17 protein-coding genes are annotated in these 18,292 nt (G+C 59.5%); 13 read left to right on the forward strand and 4 right to left on the reverse strand.

Features of this window, described 5'->3' with window-relative positions:
• Positions 1 to 207 precede the first annotated feature (207 nt).
• The 8 genes from QO005_RS17375 (at position 208) to QO005_RS17410 (ending at position 6,944) form a co-directional block, all read left to right on the forward strand.
• On the forward strand, positions 208 to 1,038 hold the full coding sequence (locus tag QO005_RS17375) for an urease accessory protein UreD (protein ID WP_307159331.1): 831 nt from the start codon (positions 208 to 210) through the stop codon (positions 1,036 to 1,038).
• Positions 1,039 to 1,220: 182 nt separating this feature from the next.
• Positions 1,221 to 1,523 (forward strand): urease subunit gamma, encoded by a 303-nt coding sequence (locus tag QO005_RS17380; RefSeq protein WP_027488627.1) that lies wholly within the window; start codon positions 1,221 to 1,223, stop codon positions 1,521 to 1,523.
• 11 nt (positions 1,524 to 1,534) lie between these two features.
• Complete coding sequence (locus QO005_RS17385) at positions 1,535 to 2,029, forward strand: hypothetical protein (RefSeq protein WP_307159332.1); 495 nt, start codon at positions 1,535 to 1,537, stop codon at positions 2,027 to 2,029.
• Positions 2,030 to 2,056: 27 nt separating this feature from the next.
• Positions 2,057 to 2,362 (forward strand): urease subunit beta, encoded by a 306-nt coding sequence (locus tag QO005_RS17390; protein WP_307159333.1) that lies wholly within the window; start codon positions 2,057 to 2,059, stop codon positions 2,360 to 2,362.
• Complete coding sequence (locus tag QO005_RS17395; protein WP_307159334.1) at positions 2,359 to 2,781, forward strand: lysozyme inhibitor LprI family protein; 423 nt, start codon at positions 2,359 to 2,361, stop codon at positions 2,779 to 2,781. Before QO005_RS17390 ends, QO005_RS17395 begins: the two co-directional genes overlap by 4 nt.
• A 22-nt stretch (positions 2,782 to 2,803) precedes the next feature.
• Entirely contained in the window at positions 2,804 to 3,433 is a 630-nt protein-coding gene (locus QO005_RS17400) for a Urease operon accessory protein (protein ID WP_307159348.1), read from the forward strand.
• Positions 3,434 to 3,436: 3 nt separating this feature from the next.
• The gene (gene ureC / locus QO005_RS17405) at positions 3,437 to 5,149 is read left to right on the forward strand and encodes an urease subunit alpha (RefSeq protein ID WP_307159335.1); all 1,713 of its coding nucleotides are present in this window, start codon (positions 3,437 to 3,439) and stop codon (positions 5,147 to 5,149) included.
• Between the two features lie 406 nt (positions 5,150 to 5,555).
• Positions 5,556 to 6,944 carry a carbohydrate porin gene (locus tag QO005_RS17410; RefSeq protein ID WP_307159336.1) on the forward strand — a complete coding sequence of 463 codons (1,389 nt, stop codon included), beginning with the start codon at positions 5,556 to 5,558 and terminating at the stop codon, positions 6,942 to 6,944.
• 277 nt (positions 6,945 to 7,221) lie between these two features.
• Here the strand turns inward: QO005_RS17410 and QO005_RS17415 are convergent, their stop codons facing one another.
• Entirely contained in the window at positions 7,222 to 8,466 is a 1,245-nt protein-coding gene (locus tag QO005_RS17415; protein ID WP_307159337.1) for a glycosyltransferase family 4 protein, read from the reverse strand.
• Positions 8,467 to 9,100: 634 nt separating this feature from the next.
• Between QO005_RS17415 and QO005_RS17420 the strand changes: the two genes are divergently transcribed.
• The 4 genes from QO005_RS17420 to ureG all read left to right on the forward strand — a co-directional run bounded on the left by QO005_RS17420 (position 9,101) and on the right by ureG (position 11,812).
• Positions 9,101 to 9,913, forward strand: coding sequence for a GGDEF domain-containing protein (locus QO005_RS17420; RefSeq protein ID WP_307159338.1), 813 nt, complete (start codon positions 9,101 to 9,103; stop codon positions 9,911 to 9,913).
• Positions 9,914 to 10,000: 87 nt separating this feature from the next.
• Entirely contained in the window at positions 10,001 to 10,447 is a 447-nt protein-coding gene (gene ureE, locus QO005_RS17425) for an urease accessory protein UreE (protein WP_307159339.1), read from the forward strand.
• A gap of 12 nt (positions 10,448 to 10,459) precedes the next feature.
• Positions 10,460 to 11,122 carry an urease accessory protein UreF gene (locus tag QO005_RS17430; protein WP_307159340.1) on the forward strand — a complete coding sequence of 221 codons (663 nt, stop codon included), beginning with the start codon at positions 10,460 to 10,462 and terminating at the stop codon, positions 11,120 to 11,122.
• 78 nt (positions 11,123 to 11,200) lie between these two features.
• Positions 11,201 to 11,812 carry an urease accessory protein UreG gene (gene ureG / locus QO005_RS17435; protein WP_307159341.1) on the forward strand — a complete coding sequence of 204 codons (612 nt, stop codon included), beginning with the start codon at positions 11,201 to 11,203 and terminating at the stop codon, positions 11,810 to 11,812.
• A 169-nt stretch (positions 11,813 to 11,981) separates the two neighbouring features.
• On the opposite strand, the gene QO005_RS17440 is transcribed toward ureG, so the two are convergent.
• The 3 genes from QO005_RS17440 to QO005_RS17450 form a co-directional block, all read right to left on the reverse strand.
• Positions 11,982 to 12,605: a Crp/Fnr family transcriptional regulator gene (locus QO005_RS17440; protein WP_307159342.1), complete on the reverse strand. Its 624-nt coding sequence runs from the start codon at positions 12,603 to 12,605 to the stop codon at positions 11,982 to 11,984.
• A gap of 374 nt (positions 12,606 to 12,979) precedes the next feature.
• A complete protein-coding gene (locus QO005_RS17445; protein ID WP_307159343.1) occupies positions 12,980 to 16,267 on the reverse strand; it encodes an efflux RND transporter permease subunit in 3,288 nt (1,095 codons plus the stop codon).
• A 12-nt stretch (positions 16,268 to 16,279) separates the two neighbouring features.
• Positions 16,280 to 17,461 (reverse strand): efflux RND transporter periplasmic adaptor subunit, encoded by a 1,182-nt coding sequence (locus QO005_RS17450; protein ID WP_307159344.1) that lies wholly within the window; start codon positions 17,459 to 17,461, stop codon positions 16,280 to 16,282.
• A 244-nt stretch (positions 17,462 to 17,705) separates the two neighbouring features.
• Between QO005_RS17450 and QO005_RS17455 the strand changes: the two genes are divergently transcribed.
• Positions 17,706 to 18,119 (forward strand): cupin domain-containing protein, encoded by a 414-nt coding sequence (locus QO005_RS17455; RefSeq protein ID WP_307159345.1) that lies wholly within the window; start codon positions 17,706 to 17,708, stop codon positions 18,117 to 18,119.
• The last annotated feature ends 173 nt before the right edge of the window (positions 18,120 to 18,292 follow it).

The following is an 18,292-nucleotide window of genomic DNA, read 5'->3' on the forward strand; positions in this document are numbered from 1 at the left end:
TGGCGCACGGCGCTGTAGGGTTTTACAGCTGCTGCATAATTTTATCCTTAAATCGATTCCGATTTAAGGAATTAGGCAGTCGTGCCGGTCTTTTTTGTTTCGCGTTCCTTTCTGCTTGAAAGAGCTCGATTTTCGTGGAAAATCGTCGCTATGAAATTGCCGGGTCAGAAGGGCGCAAAGCCCCGTTCACGGTAGACGGGGAACGCAGTGCAAAACGCCATCGACATCAAGCCGCAGCGAGCGCGTGGGCGCGGACGGCTGAAGACAAAACCTCTGGATGGCCGAACGCGCCTTGCGACCTTCTATCAGGAAGGCTGCGCCAAAATCCGCATTCCCGAAAGCTTCGATGGCCGCATGGAGGCGGTTCTGATCAATTCCTCCGGCGGACTGACCGGCGGTGACCGCCTGGGCTGGGCTTTCGAAGCGGGGCCGGATACGCATCTGACGCTGACCACCCAGGCCTGCGAGAAAATCTACAAGGCTGCCGCCGATACGGCGGAGGTCACCACCACCATCACGGTGGGCGCGGGGGCGGTGCTGCACTGGCTGCCGCAGGAATCCATTCTTTTCGATCAGGCCTCGCTGACGCGCCGGCTGGATGTCGATCTCGCCGAAAATGCCGAGTTTTTGGCCGTCGAGGCGATCCTTCTTGGCCGCACGGCGCGCGGTGAAAGCGTCATCAATGGCATGGTGCGGGATCGCTGGCGCATTCGCCGCGAGGGCAGGCTGATCCATGCCGAAGATCTGGCGCTGCCGGGGCAGGAGGTTGGCCCGGTGGCGGAACTGGCCGCCGCACCGGCCGTGTTGAAAGGTCATGCGGCCTTTGCCACCCTGATTTATGTTGGTGCCAAGGCAGAAGCCTGGCTCGAGCCGCTGCGGCGGCTTACCGGTCAAGGCGATGTCGGAATCAGCCAGTGGAACGGCAAGCTGGTGGCCCGGCTTGCCGCAGCCGACGGCTTTGCGCTGCGCAAGCTGCTGGTGCCGATGCTCTCGGTGCTGCGCGACGGTGGCGCGGTGCCGAAGGTCTGGCATATCTGAGGTATTAGAGCGACGATCTGATTAAATCAGATCGTCGCTCTAACATTTTATTTTTGAAGCATAATCTTGTCGATCCTCGTTTCACTCCGGTCGGATTATGCTCTAAAGAAACGAGATCGAGATGTGACGATGCGGAGCGATGAAAGCCGAGCTTTCCCTCCGCCGGATGAAATGGAGCGATTATGAATCTCAGCCCAAGAGAGAAGGACAAGCTGCTGATTTCCATGGCAGCCATGGTGGCGCGCCGCCGTCTGGAGCGCGGCGTGAAGCTGAACTATCCGGAAGCCATTGCGCTGATTACCGATTTCGTTGTGGAAGGCGCGCGCGATGGCCGCGCCGTGGCCGAGCTGATGGAGGCGGGCGCGCATGTGATCACCCGCGCTCAGGTCATGGAAGGCGTGGCCGAAATGATCCATGACGTGCAGGTGGAGGCAACCTTCCCCGACGGCACCAAGCTGGTGACCGTGCACGAACCGATCCGGTGAGGTAGCCGCCGATGATCGAAGGTGATACGCCGCAATCCAAAGGGTTGTCCGCTCGAGCTGACGTTAAGACACGTTACCTTTATCTTCAGGAAGAAATGAAAACCGCCAGAATGCGTATTGATGAAGAAATACGCACGATGAACCAGTTTGAAATATTAAGTATAATTGCTATAGGTCTTATTTACTGGTTTTTAGTTGGAGGCCAGGTCAAAAATACGTTTGTTGTTGGGGTTGTTAGCTTTTTCCCGGTTTTAATTTCTATATATGGGATATTTAGATATAGGGCTCATGCTGAAATTATTCAGATAAATGAGAAATACATTAAATTTCATATTGAGAGAACAATATTTGGGAAAAGTAGCCTTAAAGGTATAGTCAAGTATTATGATAGAAAAAAGACGGGAAATTTGAAAATTGCTAGATACGTATTTTGGATTTTAATTAGCATAATTGCGATATGCATTTTTACGATTTCGGTGGTTTCTCCAGAGAAGATAATGTCTTGATCTGTTGTAGCGAGAGGTAAGTGAAACATGATCCCCGGTGAACTCATTGCCGCTGAAGGCGAGATCGAACTGAATGCCGGTCTGGACACCGTGACCATCAAGGTGGCCAATACCGGCGACCGCCCGGTGCAGGTGGGCAGCCACTATCATTTCTTCGAGACCAATGCCGGTCTGGAATTCGAGCGGGAAAAGGCGCGCGGCATGCGGCTTGATATTCCCGCTGGCACTGCGGTGCGGTTCGAGCCGGGCCAGGCGCGGGAGGTGACGCTCATTCCGCTCTCCGGCAAGCGGGAGGTTTACGGCTTCCGCCAGCAGGTGATGGGAAAGCTATGAAAGGCGCCTTTCTTGCTGCCGGGCTTCTTCTCTTAAGCCTTGCCGGAGCGGCGCAGGCGCAGCAGCCGAAATTCAACTGCACCGATCCGCAGACCCAGCAGGACATGAACTTCTGCGCCGGTGAGGATTACGGTCGGGCGGACAAGGATTTGAACCGCGTCTACAAGCGCGCCATCGCCTGGGCGCAGGAGCAGGATGCCTATTGGAAAGACACCGACGAGGAAAAGGTGGGCGCGGTCGAAGCCTTGAAAAAGGCGCAGCGCGCCTGGATCGATTATCGCGACGGCCATTGCGATGCTTACGGTTTTCAGGCCCGGGGCGGCTCGATGGAGCCGCAACTGGTGGCAAGCTGCATGACCGATCTGACCAAGGCGCGGACGCGCGAGTTGCAGGCGCTCTACAAGGAAACGGGACGGTAAGGTGGGACATTCACGACGGATCATGATTGTCGGCAATGGCGATGTCGCGGCGGATGCAGCACCCGTCATCGACGCCTGCGATATGGTCATCCGCTTCAATGGTTGCCGCAATTTCGGACCCGCGGGCCGCCGCACCGACGTGATTGCGCTCTGCAATACTGGTCGCCCCGCCAAGGCCATGCTGGGCGATGCCGAATGGCGCGAGAGCGAGGCGGTGAAGGCGGCGCATGCCCTGTGGATGGTGCGCGATCCCGCCAAGTTTGAAAGCCTGCGGGAGGGCATTCTTGCCAATCACCCGGAACTCGACGATTTCTGCGATGACTATACCGATGGCTTCGCGGCCTTTTGCGCGGCTGAGGGCAAGCAGCATGTGGTGATCGATGGTGGCGTGCATGAAAAGGCCGATGCGGACTTGCGCGCCCACGATCCCGACCTGCGCGTCGTGCCGAGCAGCGGCATGATCGTTATCACCCATCTTCTGACCGAGCCTGCCTATCGGCAGGATGACATCGTGCTCACCGGCTTTTCCCATGAAGGCTGGGATGGCCACCCCTTTGCCGCCGAGAAGCGGCTGATCGATGCCTATATTGCCGAAGGCCGCCTGTCGCGCCTCGGGCCGCCCCATTCCTCCACCTCCCACGGAGATATCTGAACCATGCCTTATAAAATGTCCCGCGCTGCCTATGCCAGCATGTTCGGCCCCACCACCGGCGACAAGCTCCGGCTTGCCGATACGGAACTCTTCATCGAGGTGGAGAAGGATTACACCTCCTATGGTGACGAGGTGAAATTCGGTGGCGGCAAGGTAATCCGCGACGGCATGGGCCAGAGTCAGGTGACGCGCGCTGACGGCGCGGTGGATACCGTCATCACCAATGCGTTGATCCTCGACCACTGGGGCATCGTCAAGGCCGATATCGGCCTGAAGGATGGCCGCATCGTCGCCATCGGCAAGGCGGGCAATCCCGATACGCAGCCGGGCGTGGATATCATCGTCGGCCCGGGTACGGAGGCCATTGCCGGGGAAGGCAAGATCGTCACCGCCGGCGGCATGGATGCCCATATCCACTTCATCTGCCCGCAGCAGATCGAAGAGGCGCTGATGAGCGGGCTGACCTGCATGCTGGGCGGCGGCACCGGCCCGGCGCATGGCACGCTGGCCACCACCTGCACGCCCGGCCCCTGGCACATTGCCCGGATGATCGAGGCGGCGGACGCCTTTCCGATGAACCTCGCCTTTGCGGGCAAGGGCAATGCCTCGCTGCCCGGCGCGCTGGAGGAAATGGTGCTGGGCGGAGCCACTTCGCTGAAGCTGCATGAGGACTGGGGCACCACGCCCGGCGCCATCGATTGCTGCCTGTCGGTGGCCGATCAGTATGACGTGCAGGTGATGATCCACACCGATACGCTGAATGAAAGCGGCTTCGTGGAAGACACGATCAAGGCCATCAATGGCCGTACCATCCACGCCTTCCACACCGAGGGGGCGGGCGGCGGTCACGCGCCGGACATCATCAAGATTTGCGGCCAGCCGAATGTCATTCCGTCTTCCACCAATCCGACGCGGCCCTATACGGTCAATACGCTGGCGGAGCATCTGGACATGCTGATGGTCTGCCATCACCTGTCGCCGTCCATCCCCGAAGACATTGCCTTCGCCGAAAGCCGTATCCGCAAGGAAACCATCGCGGCGGAAGATATTCTGCACGATATCGGCGCGTTTTCGATCATTTCCTCCGACAGCCAGGCCATGGGCCGCGTCGGTGAAGTGGCGATCCGCACCTGGCAGACGGCAGACAAGATGAAGCGCCAGCGTGGCCGTCTGCCCCAGGAAACCGGCGAAAACGACAATGTCCGGGTAAAGCGCTACATCGCCAAATACACGATCAATCCGGCCATTGCCCACGGCCTCTCCCATGAAATCGGTTCGGTGGAGGTTGGCAAGCGCGCCGATCTCGTCATCTGGAATCCGGCCTTCTTCGGCGTCAAGCCGGATATGGTGCTGCTGGGCGGTGTGATTGCCGCAGCCCCCATGGGCGATCCCAATGCCTCGATCCCCACGCCGCAGCCGGTGCATTACCGTCCGATGTTCGGCGCCTATGGCAAGGCGCGCACCAATTCCTCCGTCACTTTCGTGTCGCAGGCGGCCATCGATGGCGGGCTTGCCAACCGGCTCGGCGTGTCCAAGCAATTGCTGGCGGTGAAGAACACCCGTGGCGGCATTTCCAAGCGCTCGATGATCCATAACGATCTGATGCCGCATATCGAAGTGGATCCGGAAACCTATGAAGTGCGCGCCGATGGCGAATTGCTGACCTGCGAACCGGCGACGGTCCTGCCAATGGCGCAGCGCTATTTTCTGTTCTAAAACAAGCTATTCCGGCAAAATCGCTCTGCGGTTTTGCCGGAACCCTGTTCTTTCGGGCGCTTCTGGAGCATTTCCGCTCGCAACGCAGTGCGCACTTACCTGGACATGCTCTCCAGTGGAAGCCTGCGATCTACTATCGCCCTCTCCGATATATCCTATCGAAAATTCCAGTTATACATTCCATCACTCTTGTATAATCCTTAGAAATTGAGGGTGAATCGGAAAAATCCTTGTATTTTCGGCGTTTTTGCGTGGTGAATCCAGCTTTGTGCAAGCAAATGGATGCACCGTTTCTTCGGTTATGCGTAAAAACCTAGTCTTGGTGGTTTTGTCCGTCCTTGGGACGGTGCCGCCAAGTCCATCGCCGCAGACGGGGATTTTTCTGCTTTTCGGAGAGGATTGAATTTTGACTTCCTATGGAATTATGGAGTGGAGAGTGGGGGCGCTCTCGGCACTCGGCCTTTTTTCGTGTCTTTCGACAGCTTTTGCGGGCGATAGCCCCGCCATCAAGCCGCAGGATGCCGGGAGCGGATCGGGATTTATCGACTTTCTCAATGGCGATACCGGTCCAGGCCCGCTTGCGCCCTATAGCAAGAAGCTGAAGGATATCGGCATCAGCTTCGATCTCAACGCCTTCGATCTCTATCTGACCAATCCGAGCATGGGCCAGAAGACCGGCCAGTACGAGAACGTGACGATCTTCGATGCGGGTGTCGATCTTGATCTCGACAAACTGGTCGAATTGCCGGGATCGATCGTTCGATTCCATTATCTGTACATACCCTGGACCTATAATAGCGGCACATTCGGCACCTATGCTGGCGATTCCTTCATCGGTCATGCCGGTCCCTATATTCCGGATGAATGGCATCTGCGGCAGTTCATCTGGGAGCAAAAGCTGTTCGATGATCGCCTGGAAGGCTCTTTCGGTATCGATCAGGCGGCCAACTATTTCGCCAAGGCGCTGTGTAACCAGCCTTTCCTGTGCCAATTGGGCAGCACGCAGGATGGGATGGGCATGAACCCGCCGCCCTATGCCAACTGGAGCGCGCGCGCTGCTTACCACTTTACGCCGGAATGGACGGCGCAGGTGGGCTTCTGGCGCAGCAACACCGCCTTTCCCTTCACCAATGGCTGGGAGGGCTGGAACGGCAAGGTCACGCTGCCGAACGGTGTGACCCTGGAAGAGCCGAACAACAATCTCTACCTCGCCAATCTCGTCTATCAGACCTCGCCGAAGACTGATCTCTATCCGAAATATTACGAGGCGATGTTCTATTATAATGACGGTCGGCAGGACTCCGCAAAGACGGTGGATGCCCATGATGGCACCAGCGGCATCTATCTCGGTGGCCGCCAGACTATCTGGCGGGCCAGCGATGACCCGGCGGCGACATCATTGTCCGTCTATGCCAGCCTCTATACCAGCTTCGATGAGGACAACAGCTACGGTCTGCAGAATGAAGGCAATGCAGGCCTGACCCTGAACGGGCCGTTTTCCAGCCGTCCTTATGACAGCTACTCGGTCAAGTTCCTCTGGAACCGCGTCACCTCCAATGCCCAGAGCTACCTGAAGGCCAGCAATCTCGGCAGTTACACCGTGGGCCGCGATGAGATGGGTGTGGGCATCGACGCGAATTTCGTGCTGGCGGGCGATGTCATCTTCCAGCCCTGGGTCACCTATGTCTGGAACGTCAACACCTTGCAGAACCCGTCTTACTCCGGCAATCCGAAAAGCGGTATTGCGGCAGGGTTCTCCATGGTCTTCCTGCTCGGCAAGACGATGGGGCTTTAGAGCATGTCGCGCAAAAGTGTGCAGCGGTTTTGCGAGAACGACATGCGTTAAAACAAGAACTAAAGCACGTTGCATGGGGCTGATAAGCCGCAACGGGCTTTAGAGCGCTTCATTCTTTCACGGACCACAGTATACGACGCAGAAGCTTGCAAAGCTTCGCAACCCCTCATCCCCCTGCCGGGGACTTCCCCCGATGGGGAGAAGAGACCAAAACGCTACAGCGCCGAGCGTTTGATAAAACGCTCGGCGCTGTAAGCACTTCTCTCAGGAAAATGCTTTAAAACGGCTTGTGTTGAAGACGGAAGGCATTATGGCCTGCCTTGTAGCGGCTTAATGCCTCCACATAGTAATCGTCCCAGAAATCATTGGCGTCGCTGGCGGAGAAGGTCGTTCTCGCCGTCATATAGGCCGCCTTGCGCAGGGCCTGATAGCCATTGCGGTCGGCCATGATGGCCGTGATTTCGGCAAGGCTCTCTTCCGCCAGCCGTTCGATTTCCCGCGCATGCACCTCGGCAAATTCCGTGGTGCTGCGGTCATCGGCAATATGCTTCCATTCGCCGATCTCATTGGTTTCCATGCCCAGCATCAGGCCGTTCTGCCGATGCTTGATGAATTCCGGCAGCGCCCCCTGACGGGTGGCGATCACCGGAACGTAATTGGCCATGGATTCAATGGCGCTGAAGCCGAAGGTATCGCAGAAGGTCGTCAGCAGCGAAAAATGCGCCTTGCGCAGGATTTTCAGCACCTGGGCATTGGGAATGTTCTGGTGGTGGCGCACATTCGGCAGGCTCAGCAATTGCCGGTACCGGTCGAAATAGCCGGGCAAGAGCGGGTCGGTCCAGGAGACTGCGCCCATTTCCATGCTGGAAACGATCGAGACCTCCACCGGCAGATTGCGCTCCAGCGCCAGTTCCGCCAGCCGCAGCCCAACGCAGCCGCCCTTGCGGCCGAAATGATTGCCGACAAATACCACCCGGATCGGGCCACGGTCAGCGCTGTCATAGCCGTCATCCCGCTCTTCGATCACCATATTCGGATAGCGCACGAAGAGCTTGCGCCGCAGCGTTTCATAATCGGCGCTGTTGCGGTGGGTCTTGAGGAAAATCCGTCGGGCATGCTCGGAAATCGCGCCAATGCCCAGACACCGGTCATTGGCCAGCCGATTGGTCATGAAGCGATAGAAACGGCTGTTCTCAATGCCGAAGCCGCGCGGCATGTGCGATTCGAAGGAAATGATGAAAGGCGTGGTGCCCAGCGGAATCCGGTTGAAGGCATGCACGAGATCGAAGCGCTTCAGCGGGAAGGGGGAAAACATCGTAATGCCTTCGAGCTTCGGCGAGATGTAGTTCATCGGAATGAAATTGCGGTTTTCAATGGCATGCCGGCTTTCACGCGGCGAATTGAAACGCCAGGGGTAACGCGTTGGCGCCAGCACCGAAAGGCGAGGCTCTTTACGCTTGCCGGCAAAGGTCTCCGCAGTCGTTCTAGCCAGCCGGCTCGTGTCTTTCGTACTCATCGCCATGTCAGACATCTCCAGCGCTTTCCGGGATCATCATGAACCGCGTTCAGCGTGCCCGGTAACGGGCAGATGGTCTTGGTTAAGAACGCGTTAAAGTGCAATAATGCGCCCATTAAAATATACGGATTACTGTTTTTCAATCACGTAATTCGGTTTTCTCTGGGTGCAATCTCTTTTCACCTTTGTTCCATCGAGTGCTGGATTTTTTTGCCAGCAATTTCGGGCAATTATGAGGAATGGGGAATTTAACCTTACGACGCGAAAGTGAGGTGGTTACTCTATTTTCTACTGCGATTGCGCGCTTTGCGTGTGATAATCTGGGCTATACTATCTCAATGCTGCCTTTATCGGCTGGCTCCACTCTTTTGTCACGCGAACGTGAAGAGGCTTCGCAATGGCCGGGTCAAACTGCGTGTCTGCCTCTTGCATCATGCGCTGTGACCGGTCCAGGGCGTTATCGCGATGATGAGTTGGCTTTTTCATGGGTTTCGAGGGAAGCCAGCTGACATTGTGCCTTTTCCACGATCCTCCTGCAAAAAAAGAGCGACCCGAAGATCTGTTGCATTTTAACGATCGGTTTAGGGAAGCGCCAAGAAAAGCCACCTATCCAGAACATCGCAAACGCAGGGGGCGACAGGTGATTCGATTGAGGGAGTGGCTTTCGCTGCGCCGGGGCTTTGACGATCTTTCCCGTGAGGGAAATGTGTTCGGCTTCGTGCTGAGGCTGATGTTTTTGTCCATCTCGCTGTCCTTGCTGTTTCAGTTCGTTGCCATTCCTCTCTGTCGCTTCTTCGGCCTCCTGACCGCGTCTTTCGCGGACTCGCTGAAGGTCGGCGTTGCCATGTCCTGGCTGGTTTCCTCTTTCGTCGCGACAGTCACCGGCCTGCCCATCGGTCTCGAATTGCGCCGCCTCGCCAGAGCCAAGGCGAAATATCAGTATCTGAGCCGGGTGGATGAATTGTCCGGCCTGCTCAACCGGCGCGCCTTTACCGAGGTGCTGGAGGAAACCTCGGCGGAGGCGAGCCTGGTGATCATCGATCTCGACCGTTTCAAGCTGATCAATGACAATCACGGCCATTGCGCCGGTGATTTCGTCATCCGCGCCGTTTCCGATGTGCTGGCGGAGACGACTGCCGCAGGAGATGTTTGCGCCCGGCTTGGGGGAGAGGAGTTCGGCCTGATCCTGCGCGGCAAAAGCCGTGGCGAGCGGCTGGCCCTGGTCGAGACCGCGCGGCTGCGTGTTGCAGCCCTTCCCCTGCAATTCGATGGGCAGTGGATCGATCTGACGATTTCCGCCGGGGTGGCCGAAATTACGCCGGAACGGCGCAAGGAAGCCATCTATGCCGCCGCCGACCGGGCGCTCTACAGGGCCAAGGCTGAGGGGCGTAACCGGGTCATTCACGAGGATGACGCCGAGGAGGCGGTTATCGCTGTTCAGGCGGCATCCTGATCCTTGCCTGCCCGGCATGGCCGGTTTTCCATATTGCGGACTGCCCTCCTTTTGTGCAATGTCGGCCATCGCCATATTGGAGTGCACATGCTGCGCGTCACCTCCGTTCTTCCCGCCGGGGAGGCCTCCGACCCGCCTTCCCATATCGTTGTTTTACCTCATGATTTGCGCCACTTGCGCCGCAAGCTCCTGCATCTCGACAATGGCGACATGGTCATGCTGGATCTCGCCCAGGCCGTGTTGCTGGCTGATGGCGATAAGCTGGTGATGGAGAATGGCGATCTGATCGAGGTGAAGGCTGCGGATGAGAAGCTCTATGCCATCGAAGCCAAGGGCCCTTTGCATCTTCTCGAACTTGCCTGGCATCTCGGCAACCGGCATCTTCCCGCCCAGATCGAGGCGGACCGCATCCTGATCGGCCGTGACCCGGTGATCCGCGCCATGCTGCAGGGACTGGGTGCGCAGGTGCAGGAGGTGACGGAACCCTTCCAGCCGGTGCGCGGGGCCTATCACGGCCACGGCCATGCGCACTGAACGCGGCCCGTCATGACGATCTCGTCCAATCGCGCGCTTTTAAGGTTGATGGCCTGGCTGTCTCCGGCCTTTCCCGTGGGCGGTTTTGCCTGGTCCGGCGGGCTGGAGCGGGCCGTGCAGGATGGATGGGTGCGAGATGCCGCCGGTCTTGGCCGCTGGGCTTCGCTTTTGATCGCCCACGGCAGTGTGTGGAACGATGCCGTGCTGCTGGCGGCGGCCCATCGGGCAAACGCGGAGATGCTGGCCTCTGTTGCGGAACTGGCGGAGGCGCTGGCCGGCTCACGCGAGCGGCATCAGGAAACCATGGCGCTGGGCACCGCCTTCTGCGAGGCTGCCGGGGCATGGCATGCGGGTGAGGGGGATGTTTTGCCGCGCAGGCTTGCCTATCCCGTGGCGGTGGGTGCGGTTGCGGCGCGCCATGGCGTGGACTGTTCGGCAGCGCTGGCGGCCTATCTGCACGCGGCCCTGTCGCAGCTTGTCTCCGCAGCCATCCGGCTTGGTGTCTGCGGGCAGAAACAGGGCGTGGCGCTGCTGGCGGAACTGGAAGAGCAGGTGGAGGCGACCGCCCACCGCGCCGCGCAGGCTTCGCTCGAGGATCTCGGCAGCGCCACCATCATGGCCGACATGGCGTCTGCCCGACATGAAACGCAGGAGGTGCGGCTGTTCCGGTCCTGATGGGCGCGACCCGGCTTGACCGCAATATCCGAAAAGACAAACGGCAATGAAAGACTCTGCTGAGAAAGGGTGAACAGGATGAAATCGGCACATGGACCGCTGCGCGTCGGTATCGGTGGCCCGGTGGGTTCCGGCAAGACGGCGCTGACGGAAAAGCTCTGCAAGGCCATGCGGGAGCATTACTCCGTCGCTGTCGTCACCAATGATATTTATACGCGGGAAGATGCCGATGCGTTGATCCGCATGCAGGCGCTCACCTCCGACCGGATTGTCGGGGTGGAAACCGGCGGCTGTCCGCACACCGCCATTCGTGAGGATGCCTCGATCAATCTGCAGGCCATCGCCGATCTCAATGAGCGCATTCCCGATCTCGACGTGATCTTCATCGAATCCGGTGGCGACAATCTCGCGGCCACCTTTTCACCGGATCTCGCCGATCTGACCATCTATGTGATTTCCGTCTGCCAGGGTGAGGAAATTCCCCGCAAGGGCGGCCCCGGCATCACCAAATCCGATCTGCTGATCATCAACAAGAAAGATCTTGCACCGCATGTGGGCGTGGATATCGCCGTGATGGAGAGCGATGCAAACCGCATGCGCGCCGGTCATCCGCATGTCTTCACAGATTTGAAGCGTGGCGAAGGCGTGGCCGATGTGGTGGATTTCCTGAAGAGCCACGGCGGATTGTGAATGCAACAAGGCCCGGCAATCACGGATCGCCGGGCCTTGCTTGAAGAGGTGGCGCTGTAACGATTAGAGCACGTCCGGTGAACACGGGTTCACCGGACGTGCTCTAAGCTTTTGTTTTTACGCATTTCCGGACGGAAAACCGCAACTACACTTTTCTCGGGACAATGCTCTAGATCTGCTTCAGCGCATTGACGTCGTTGATCTGGATCATCCGCCCGCGCACCGTCACACCGGCACGGCGCAGCGAGGAGAAGGCGCGCGACAGCGCTTCCGGGGCCAGTCCCAGCTTGCCGGCCAGCAGGCTTTTCTGGAAAGGCAGGCGAATGGAAACCGTGCCCATGCAATCCTGGCAATTGTCCAGCAGATATTGGGCCACCCGCTGCGGCGCGGTCTGCAGCCGGTCATTGGCGATGCAGTCCATCGTGCTGCGCAGATAGCTGGACAGGCACTGGATGATGGCGCGGGCTATGTCGCGCTCCTGCTCGGCCAGCAGCCGGACCTTTTGCAGGTCAAAGCGGGCAATGGTCACGTTTTCGGCGGCCTGCGCGTTGTAGTGATAGCTCTCCCCCATGGCCAGCAGGGATTCGGCGAAGGTATCGCCCGAGCCGCAGATGCGGATATCGGCTTCGCGGCCATCCCGGTTCAGCCGGTAAAGGCGGACATAGCCGGAGAGAACGCAGTAAAAATATTCCGCCTGCTCGCCTTCGCGAAAGAGAATGTCCTTGGTCTCGAAATTCAGGACTGTCGCCAGTTCCATCATCCGGGCAAGCGATCCCGGTCCCAAAGCGGACATCAGCGGGGACCTTACCAGAATGTTTCGATCGCGCGTGTTCAAATTCAGTACCTTGTTCACGGCTTGCCAGCTCCTTGTACCTCTCAAACAGGCGATACCCGACGGGGGCAGGCCTCTCGCTTTCGGTAAAGAAGGCGTGCCCTGCGCGCCCGTCGGGGTGCCCCTCCCGGAGGACATTCAGTTGCGAATGTCACGATCCGGTTCCGCCGCCCCTTGGATGGGGTCAAATTACGGTGAGCCGGGGAGCTTGTGTTTGATTTCGATCAATCAAAACACAAACGGCGCCACTTTTTTCAAGTGACGCCGTTGTTGTTATGGGGCGATATGCCGCTTACAGCGCCGTGCGCCATATTTGGCGCACGGCGCTGTAATATCTATTCTGCCGCCGCATTGTGCGTATGGGGCGGGCGAATGCCGTCGAGCGCGGCCACCCGGGTCTGCAAGTTGTCGATGCGCTCGGCATTGCCGCGGGAAAGCGCGGTCAGTGTGGGCAGATCCAGGCTTTCCGGTTCCTCCTCCTTGCGGCCGACGAAGCGGCCGAAGAGCCGCGCCAGCAGCACCGAGAGATCGTCCATAATCAGGAAGAAGGCCGGAACCACGATCAGGCTCATCACCGTGGAGACGATGATGCCGCCGATCACGGCAATGGCCATGGGCGAGCGGAAGGAGCCGCCTTCACCGACGCCGAGCGCCGACGGCAGCATGCCCGCCGACATGGCAATCGAGGTCATGATGATCGGCCGGGCGCGCTTGCGGCCCGCCTCGATCATCGCTTCCACCCGCTCCATGCCGTGACGGCGCATCTCGATGGCGAAATCCACCAGCAGGATGGCGTTCTTGGTGACGATGCCCATCAGCATCAGAATACCGATCAGCACCGGCATGGAGAGCGCATTCTTGGTGAGGATCAGCCCCACCGCCACGCCGCCAATTGCCAGCGGCAGCGAGAAGAGAATGGTGAAGGGCTGGATCACGTCCTTGAATAGCAGGATCAGCACCGTCAGCACCAGCATCAGGCCAAGGATCATCGCATTGACGAAGCTTTCCTGCATTTCGTTCTGCACCTTGGTATCGCCGCTTTCGGCCAGCGACACCGAGGCGGGCAGCTTGGCCTCGGCCACTGCCTGCTTGAAGGCCGCCGTTGCCGTATCCAGCGCGCCGCCCTGCGGCAGGTCCGCGCCGATGGAAACCACGCGGTTGCGGTTGTTGCGCTTGATGGAACTGACACCCTCCGTATAGTCGATATCGGCAATGGTGGAGAGCGGCACGGTTGCGCCTGCCGCCGTCTGGATTTTCAGGGCGCGGATGGCCGCGAGATCACGGCGCATGTCCAGCGACAGCTGTACCCGGATCGGGATCAGCCGGTCATCCAGCGAAATCTTCGGCAATTGCGCGTCAATATCGCCAATGGTTGCAACGCGAATGGTCTGGGATACCTGCTGCGGGGTAATGCCGAGCCGCGCCATTTCATCCCGCTTCGGGCGGATTTGCAGTTCCGGGCGCGGCAGGGAACCGTCGGAACTGACATTGGCCAGTTGCGGCATCGTCGAAAGCTTCGCGACCAGCAGGCTCGCCGCATCGTTCAGGGCATCCTCGTCCTTGGAGAGGAAGTTGAAGGCCAGATCGCGTTCGCCCCGGTCGTTGAGCTTTTGCACGCGAATATCGGGAATGTCGCGCAGCCGCTGGAACACATCCGCCTCGATGGCCCATTGCGGACGGGTGCGGCCTTCCACCGGAAGTTTCGGTAGATGCGGCCCCAGCAGCGGGATCGCGTTGACGGTGGAATTGACCAGTGTCTTCACCAGCGAATGCTCGATCTTCACCAGGTTGAGCGTCACCGTGGCGCGGCGCAGCTCCAGTTCGCCCTTGGCAGACGCCCCGCCGAGCACGAAGACGCTTTCCACCCCATCCAGATCCCTCACGGATTGATAGATGGCCTTGGTGCGCTTTTCGGTCTCGGCCAATGTCGCATTGGGCGGCAGTTCGACATTCAGGATGATGCGGCCTGCGTCATCCGGCGGCAGGAAGCTGCCCGGCACCTGCGCCAGAAGCGCCATGGAGCCGATGAGGAAGGCAAAGGCCCCGACGAGGGTCAGATAGCGCGCCGAGCGTCGCCGCGTGGTGGCGGCCACCAGCCGGTTATAGACCCGCATGAAGCCGCCTTCATGCTCGTGATCTTCCTCGCCGTCTTCCGGGCGCATCAGATAGGCCGCCATCAGCGGCGTGATGAGGCGCGCCACCACCAGCGAGAAGAACACCGAGAAGGCCACCGTCAGCCCGAACTGGATGAAATACTGCCCGGCAATGCCCGGCATGAAGGAGACCGGCACGAAAACGGCGATGATGGTGAAGGTGGTGGCAATCACCGCCAGCCCGATCTCGTCCGCCGCTTCGATGGCGGCGCGGTAGGGCGTCTTGCCCATCTTGATATGGCGGGCAATGTTTTCGATCTCGACAATCGCGTCATCCACCAGAATGCCGGTGGCCAGCGTCAGCGCCAGAAAGCTGACGAGGTTCAGCGAAAAGCCGATCATGTCCATGATCCAGAAGGTCGGAATGGCCGAGAGCGGCAGGGCGATGGCAGAAATGATCGTGGCGCGCCAGTTGCGCAGGAAGAGGAAGACGACGATGACCGCCAGCACTGCCCCTTCCAGCAGCGTATCGATGGCGGCCTCGTAATTGCCGTGGGTGAAATAGACCGAATCGCTGATCAGCTCGATGCCGACGCCCGGATTGGCGGCGCGCACCTTGTTCAGGCTTTCCGCCACCGTTTCGGCCACGGAAACCTCCGAGGCCCCCTTTGCGCGGAACACCGCGAAGGTCACCACCGGCTCGCCGTTGAACAGCGCGAAGGATTTCTGCTCCTCATAGGTGTCGTAGATGCGTCCGAGATCCGAAAGCTTGACGAAGCGGCCATTGCTGAGCGCAATCGTGGCATTGGCCAGCACGCGCGGGTCGCGCGTATCGCCCAGCACGCGGATGGCCTGTTCGGCCCCGGCAATCTGGCCGCGGCCCGAGCCGATATCGACATTGGTGCCGCGCAATTGCTTGGAGACATCGGCGGCAGTGATGCCGAAGGAGTTCAGCCGGTCCGGATCGAGCTCGACCCGCACCTCGCGGTCGGCGCCGCCATAGCGGTCGATGCGCCCCACGCCGCGCTGGCCTTGCAGGGCACGCTTGACGGTATCGTCCACGAACCAGGAGAGTTCTTCCAGCGACATATTCGGCGCGGTGACGGCATAGGTCTGGATGGCCTGGCCTTCCACATCCACCTTGGCGACGATCGGCTCATCGACATCGGCGGGCAGGTCGCCCCTGATCTTGTCGATGGCGTCCTTCACATCCTGCACGGCCTGTTCGGTGGGCACTTCCAGCCGGAACACCACCGAGGTCACGGAGGTGCCGTCGGTGACGGTGGACTGGATTTCATCCACGCCGTTGATCGAGGCCACCGCATCCTCGATTTCCTTCGTCACCTGCATTTCCAGTTCAGACGGCGAGGCGCCGCTCTGGGTGACGGTGATGGAGGCAATCGGCACGTCGATATTGGGAAAACGGGTGATCGGCAGCTTGTTGAAGGACTGGATGCCCAGCACCATCAACAGAAAGAAGCCGAGCAGCGGCGCAACCGGATTGCGGATCGACCAGGCGGAAAAGTTCATCGTCATCGTCCGTCAGTTGGAGGCCGTCACATCTTCACGCACGGGTCTGATCCGGTCGCCATCGCGCACGAAGGCCCCGGCCTTCGCCACCACCATGTCTCCGGCCTGAAGCCCTTCCGCGATTTCCAGAAAACCGTTTTCCTCGATCCCGGTTTTGACGGTTACCTGATGCACCACGCCGTCGCGCACCACGCGCACGCTCGCTCCGTGCTTGCCGGTATTCACCGCCGAGAGCGGCAGCGCCAGCCCATCGACGGCGGAAACGGCAATCGAGGCGCTGCCATACATGCCCTGGCGCGCCACGCCGTCATCATCCAGCTCCACATGCACGGCTCCCAGCCGTGTCGTCTGGTCGATGGCGGGCGAGATCAGCCGGATATGGCCTGTCAGCGGTTCGAGACGGCCCGGAATGGTGACGTCCGCGCGCTGGCCGGTCTTCATTTTCGCAATATCGGTTTCCGAAACATCCGCCACCAGTTCCAGCTGGCCTTCGCGGATCAGCGTGAACAGCGGCTGGCCTGCGCCCGTGGCAATAGCGCCGATGCGGGCGTTGCGCGCCGTTACCACGCCGCCATAGGGAGCCTTCACCTCGGTGCGCGCCAGCTTCAGGTCGATATCGTCGATCTGGCTGTCCACCGCCTTCAGTTCCGCTTCGGCAATGGCAATGGCCTGCCGGGCGGTTTCCACCCGGTTGCGGGCATTGATGGCGGAGGTTTCCTGCTGCTGCAATTGCGAGGTGGAGATGGTGCCGCCGGTGACCAGCGCCTGACCGCGCTTCAACTGCCGCTCGGCTTCAAGGGCGCTCGCTTCAGCATCCGTCAGCTGAATGCGCCCCTGGGTGAGCGAGGCTTCGGCGCGGGCCTTGTTGGCCAGAAGCTGCGCCTTCTGCAGTTTCAGGCTGTCACCATTCAGCGTCGCCAGCACCTGGCCTGCCGTCACATGATCGCCAACATCGGCCAGCAGCGATTGCACCTGCAGCCCGTCCACTTCCGGCGCAACGTAAAGCTCCTCCACGGCCCGGATGGTGCCGGTGGCCAGCACCCGCTCGGTCAGATGGCGCTTCATGGTTTCAGTCACCACAATGGCCGGCAGCCGGGCTTCCGTTGCGGCAGGGGCGGGGTCTGCGGCTTGGCCCCTCTCAAGCGAAAGGCTGAAAAGCAGGCCGGTTGCTGCCAGAAAAACGAATGTGCGCACGCTCTCTACCCCTCCGAAACGTCCAGGATCGGTTATTCTACGACAAGCACCGGCCAGCGGTTTTATCGCCCGCGATCATCACCGGCTGTCCGCGCATTTCCCGATGCTGGACAACCTCACCCACAATGGCGCACAAGATGGGCGTCGCTCATGCATCTTACAATAGCAAATTTCTTAAGGGATGGGTGAAATTGCCCCAATCTTCCGCTAGGCTTATAATAAGCCAAGCCGCGGAGGAGCCGTCATGGATCATCTCGAAAAGCCCACCTGCAAGCTGGTCCGCCCGACGGATACCTATGACGGCAAGCAGGGTTTCAGTTATTTTGCCGGCATTGCCGCCGAAACCGTGGGCGCCAAGGGCATCTGCATGCATCTCCTTACCATTCCGCCCGGCGGGCGCGCCAAGGCGCATATGCATGAGGCGCATGAAACGGCGATCTATCTGATTTCCGGCGAGGCCCATACCTGGTTTGGCGACAGGCTGGAAAACCATGTGGTGCATCGGGCGGGCGAGCTTTTCTACATTCCGGCAGGGGTGCCGCATCTGCCGGCCAATCTTTCCAGCGAGCCCTGCGTGGCGGTGATTGCGCGTACCGATCCGAACGAGCAGGAGAGCGTGGTTCTCCTGCCCGAACTTGAAGACCTCGTGCGGTTTTAGAGCGCTTTTCGATCTGATTGAATCAGATCGGCGCTCTAACTCTTTGTTTTTACGCATTTCCGGACGGGAAACCGGATTCCACTTTTCCTGGAAATGCTCTAGGGTCAAAACTCAATCAGGATGGGTGTTCTGTTGAACGGGATGGGATTGAATGGCCGCGAACAAGCGCAAGG

This window comes from Allorhizobium paknamense, from assembly GCF_030815125.1.
GTDB lineage: Bacteria > Pseudomonadota > Alphaproteobacteria > Rhizobiales > Rhizobiaceae > Allorhizobium > Allorhizobium paknamense.

What these genes read in the sequence shown, in the direction of transcription:
- QO005_RS17455 (WP_307159345.1), top strand. Translation starts at nt 17,706, where the DNA reads ATGGATCATCTCGAAAAGCCCACCTGCAAGCTGGTCCGCCCGACGGAT.
- QO005_RS17385 (WP_307159332.1), top strand. Translation starts at nt 1,535, where the DNA reads ATGATCGAAGGTGATACGCCGCAATCCAAAGGGTTGTCCGCTCGAGCT.
- QO005_RS17445 (WP_307159343.1), bottom strand. Translation starts at nt 16,267, where the DNA reads ATGAACTTTTCCGCCTGGTCGATCCGCAATCCGGTTGCGCCGCTGCTC.
- QO005_RS17390 (WP_307159333.1), top strand. Translation starts at nt 2,057, where the DNA reads ATGATCCCCGGTGAACTCATTGCCGCTGAAGGCGAGATCGAACTGAAT.
- QO005_RS17380 (WP_027488627.1), top strand. Translation starts at nt 1,221, where the DNA reads ATGAATCTCAGCCCAAGAGAGAAGGACAAGCTGCTGATTTCCATGGCA.
- QO005_RS17440 (WP_307159342.1), bottom strand. Translation starts at nt 12,605, where the DNA reads ATGTCCGCTTTGGGACCGGGATCGCTTGCCCGGATGATGGAACTGGCG.
- QO005_RS17395 (WP_307159334.1), top strand. Translation starts at nt 2,359, where the DNA reads ATGAAAGGCGCCTTTCTTGCTGCCGGGCTTCTTCTCTTAAGCCTTGCC.
- QO005_RS17415 (WP_307159337.1), bottom strand. Translation starts at nt 8,466, where the DNA reads ATGGCGATGAGTACGAAAGACACGAGCCGGCTGGCTAGAACGACTGCG.
- ureE (WP_307159339.1), top strand. Translation starts at nt 10,001, where the DNA reads ATGCTGCGCGTCACCTCCGTTCTTCCCGCCGGGGAGGCCTCCGACCCG.
- ureC (WP_307159335.1), top strand. Translation starts at nt 3,437, where the DNA reads ATGCCTTATAAAATGTCCCGCGCTGCCTATGCCAGCATGTTCGGCCCC.
- QO005_RS17430 (WP_307159340.1), top strand. Translation starts at nt 10,460, where the DNA reads ATGACGATCTCGTCCAATCGCGCGCTTTTAAGGTTGATGGCCTGGCTG.
- ureG (WP_307159341.1), top strand. Translation starts at nt 11,201, where the DNA reads ATGAAATCGGCACATGGACCGCTGCGCGTCGGTATCGGTGGCCCGGTG.
- QO005_RS17400 (WP_307159348.1), top strand. Translation starts at nt 2,804, where the DNA reads ATGATTGTCGGCAATGGCGATGTCGCGGCGGATGCAGCACCCGTCATC.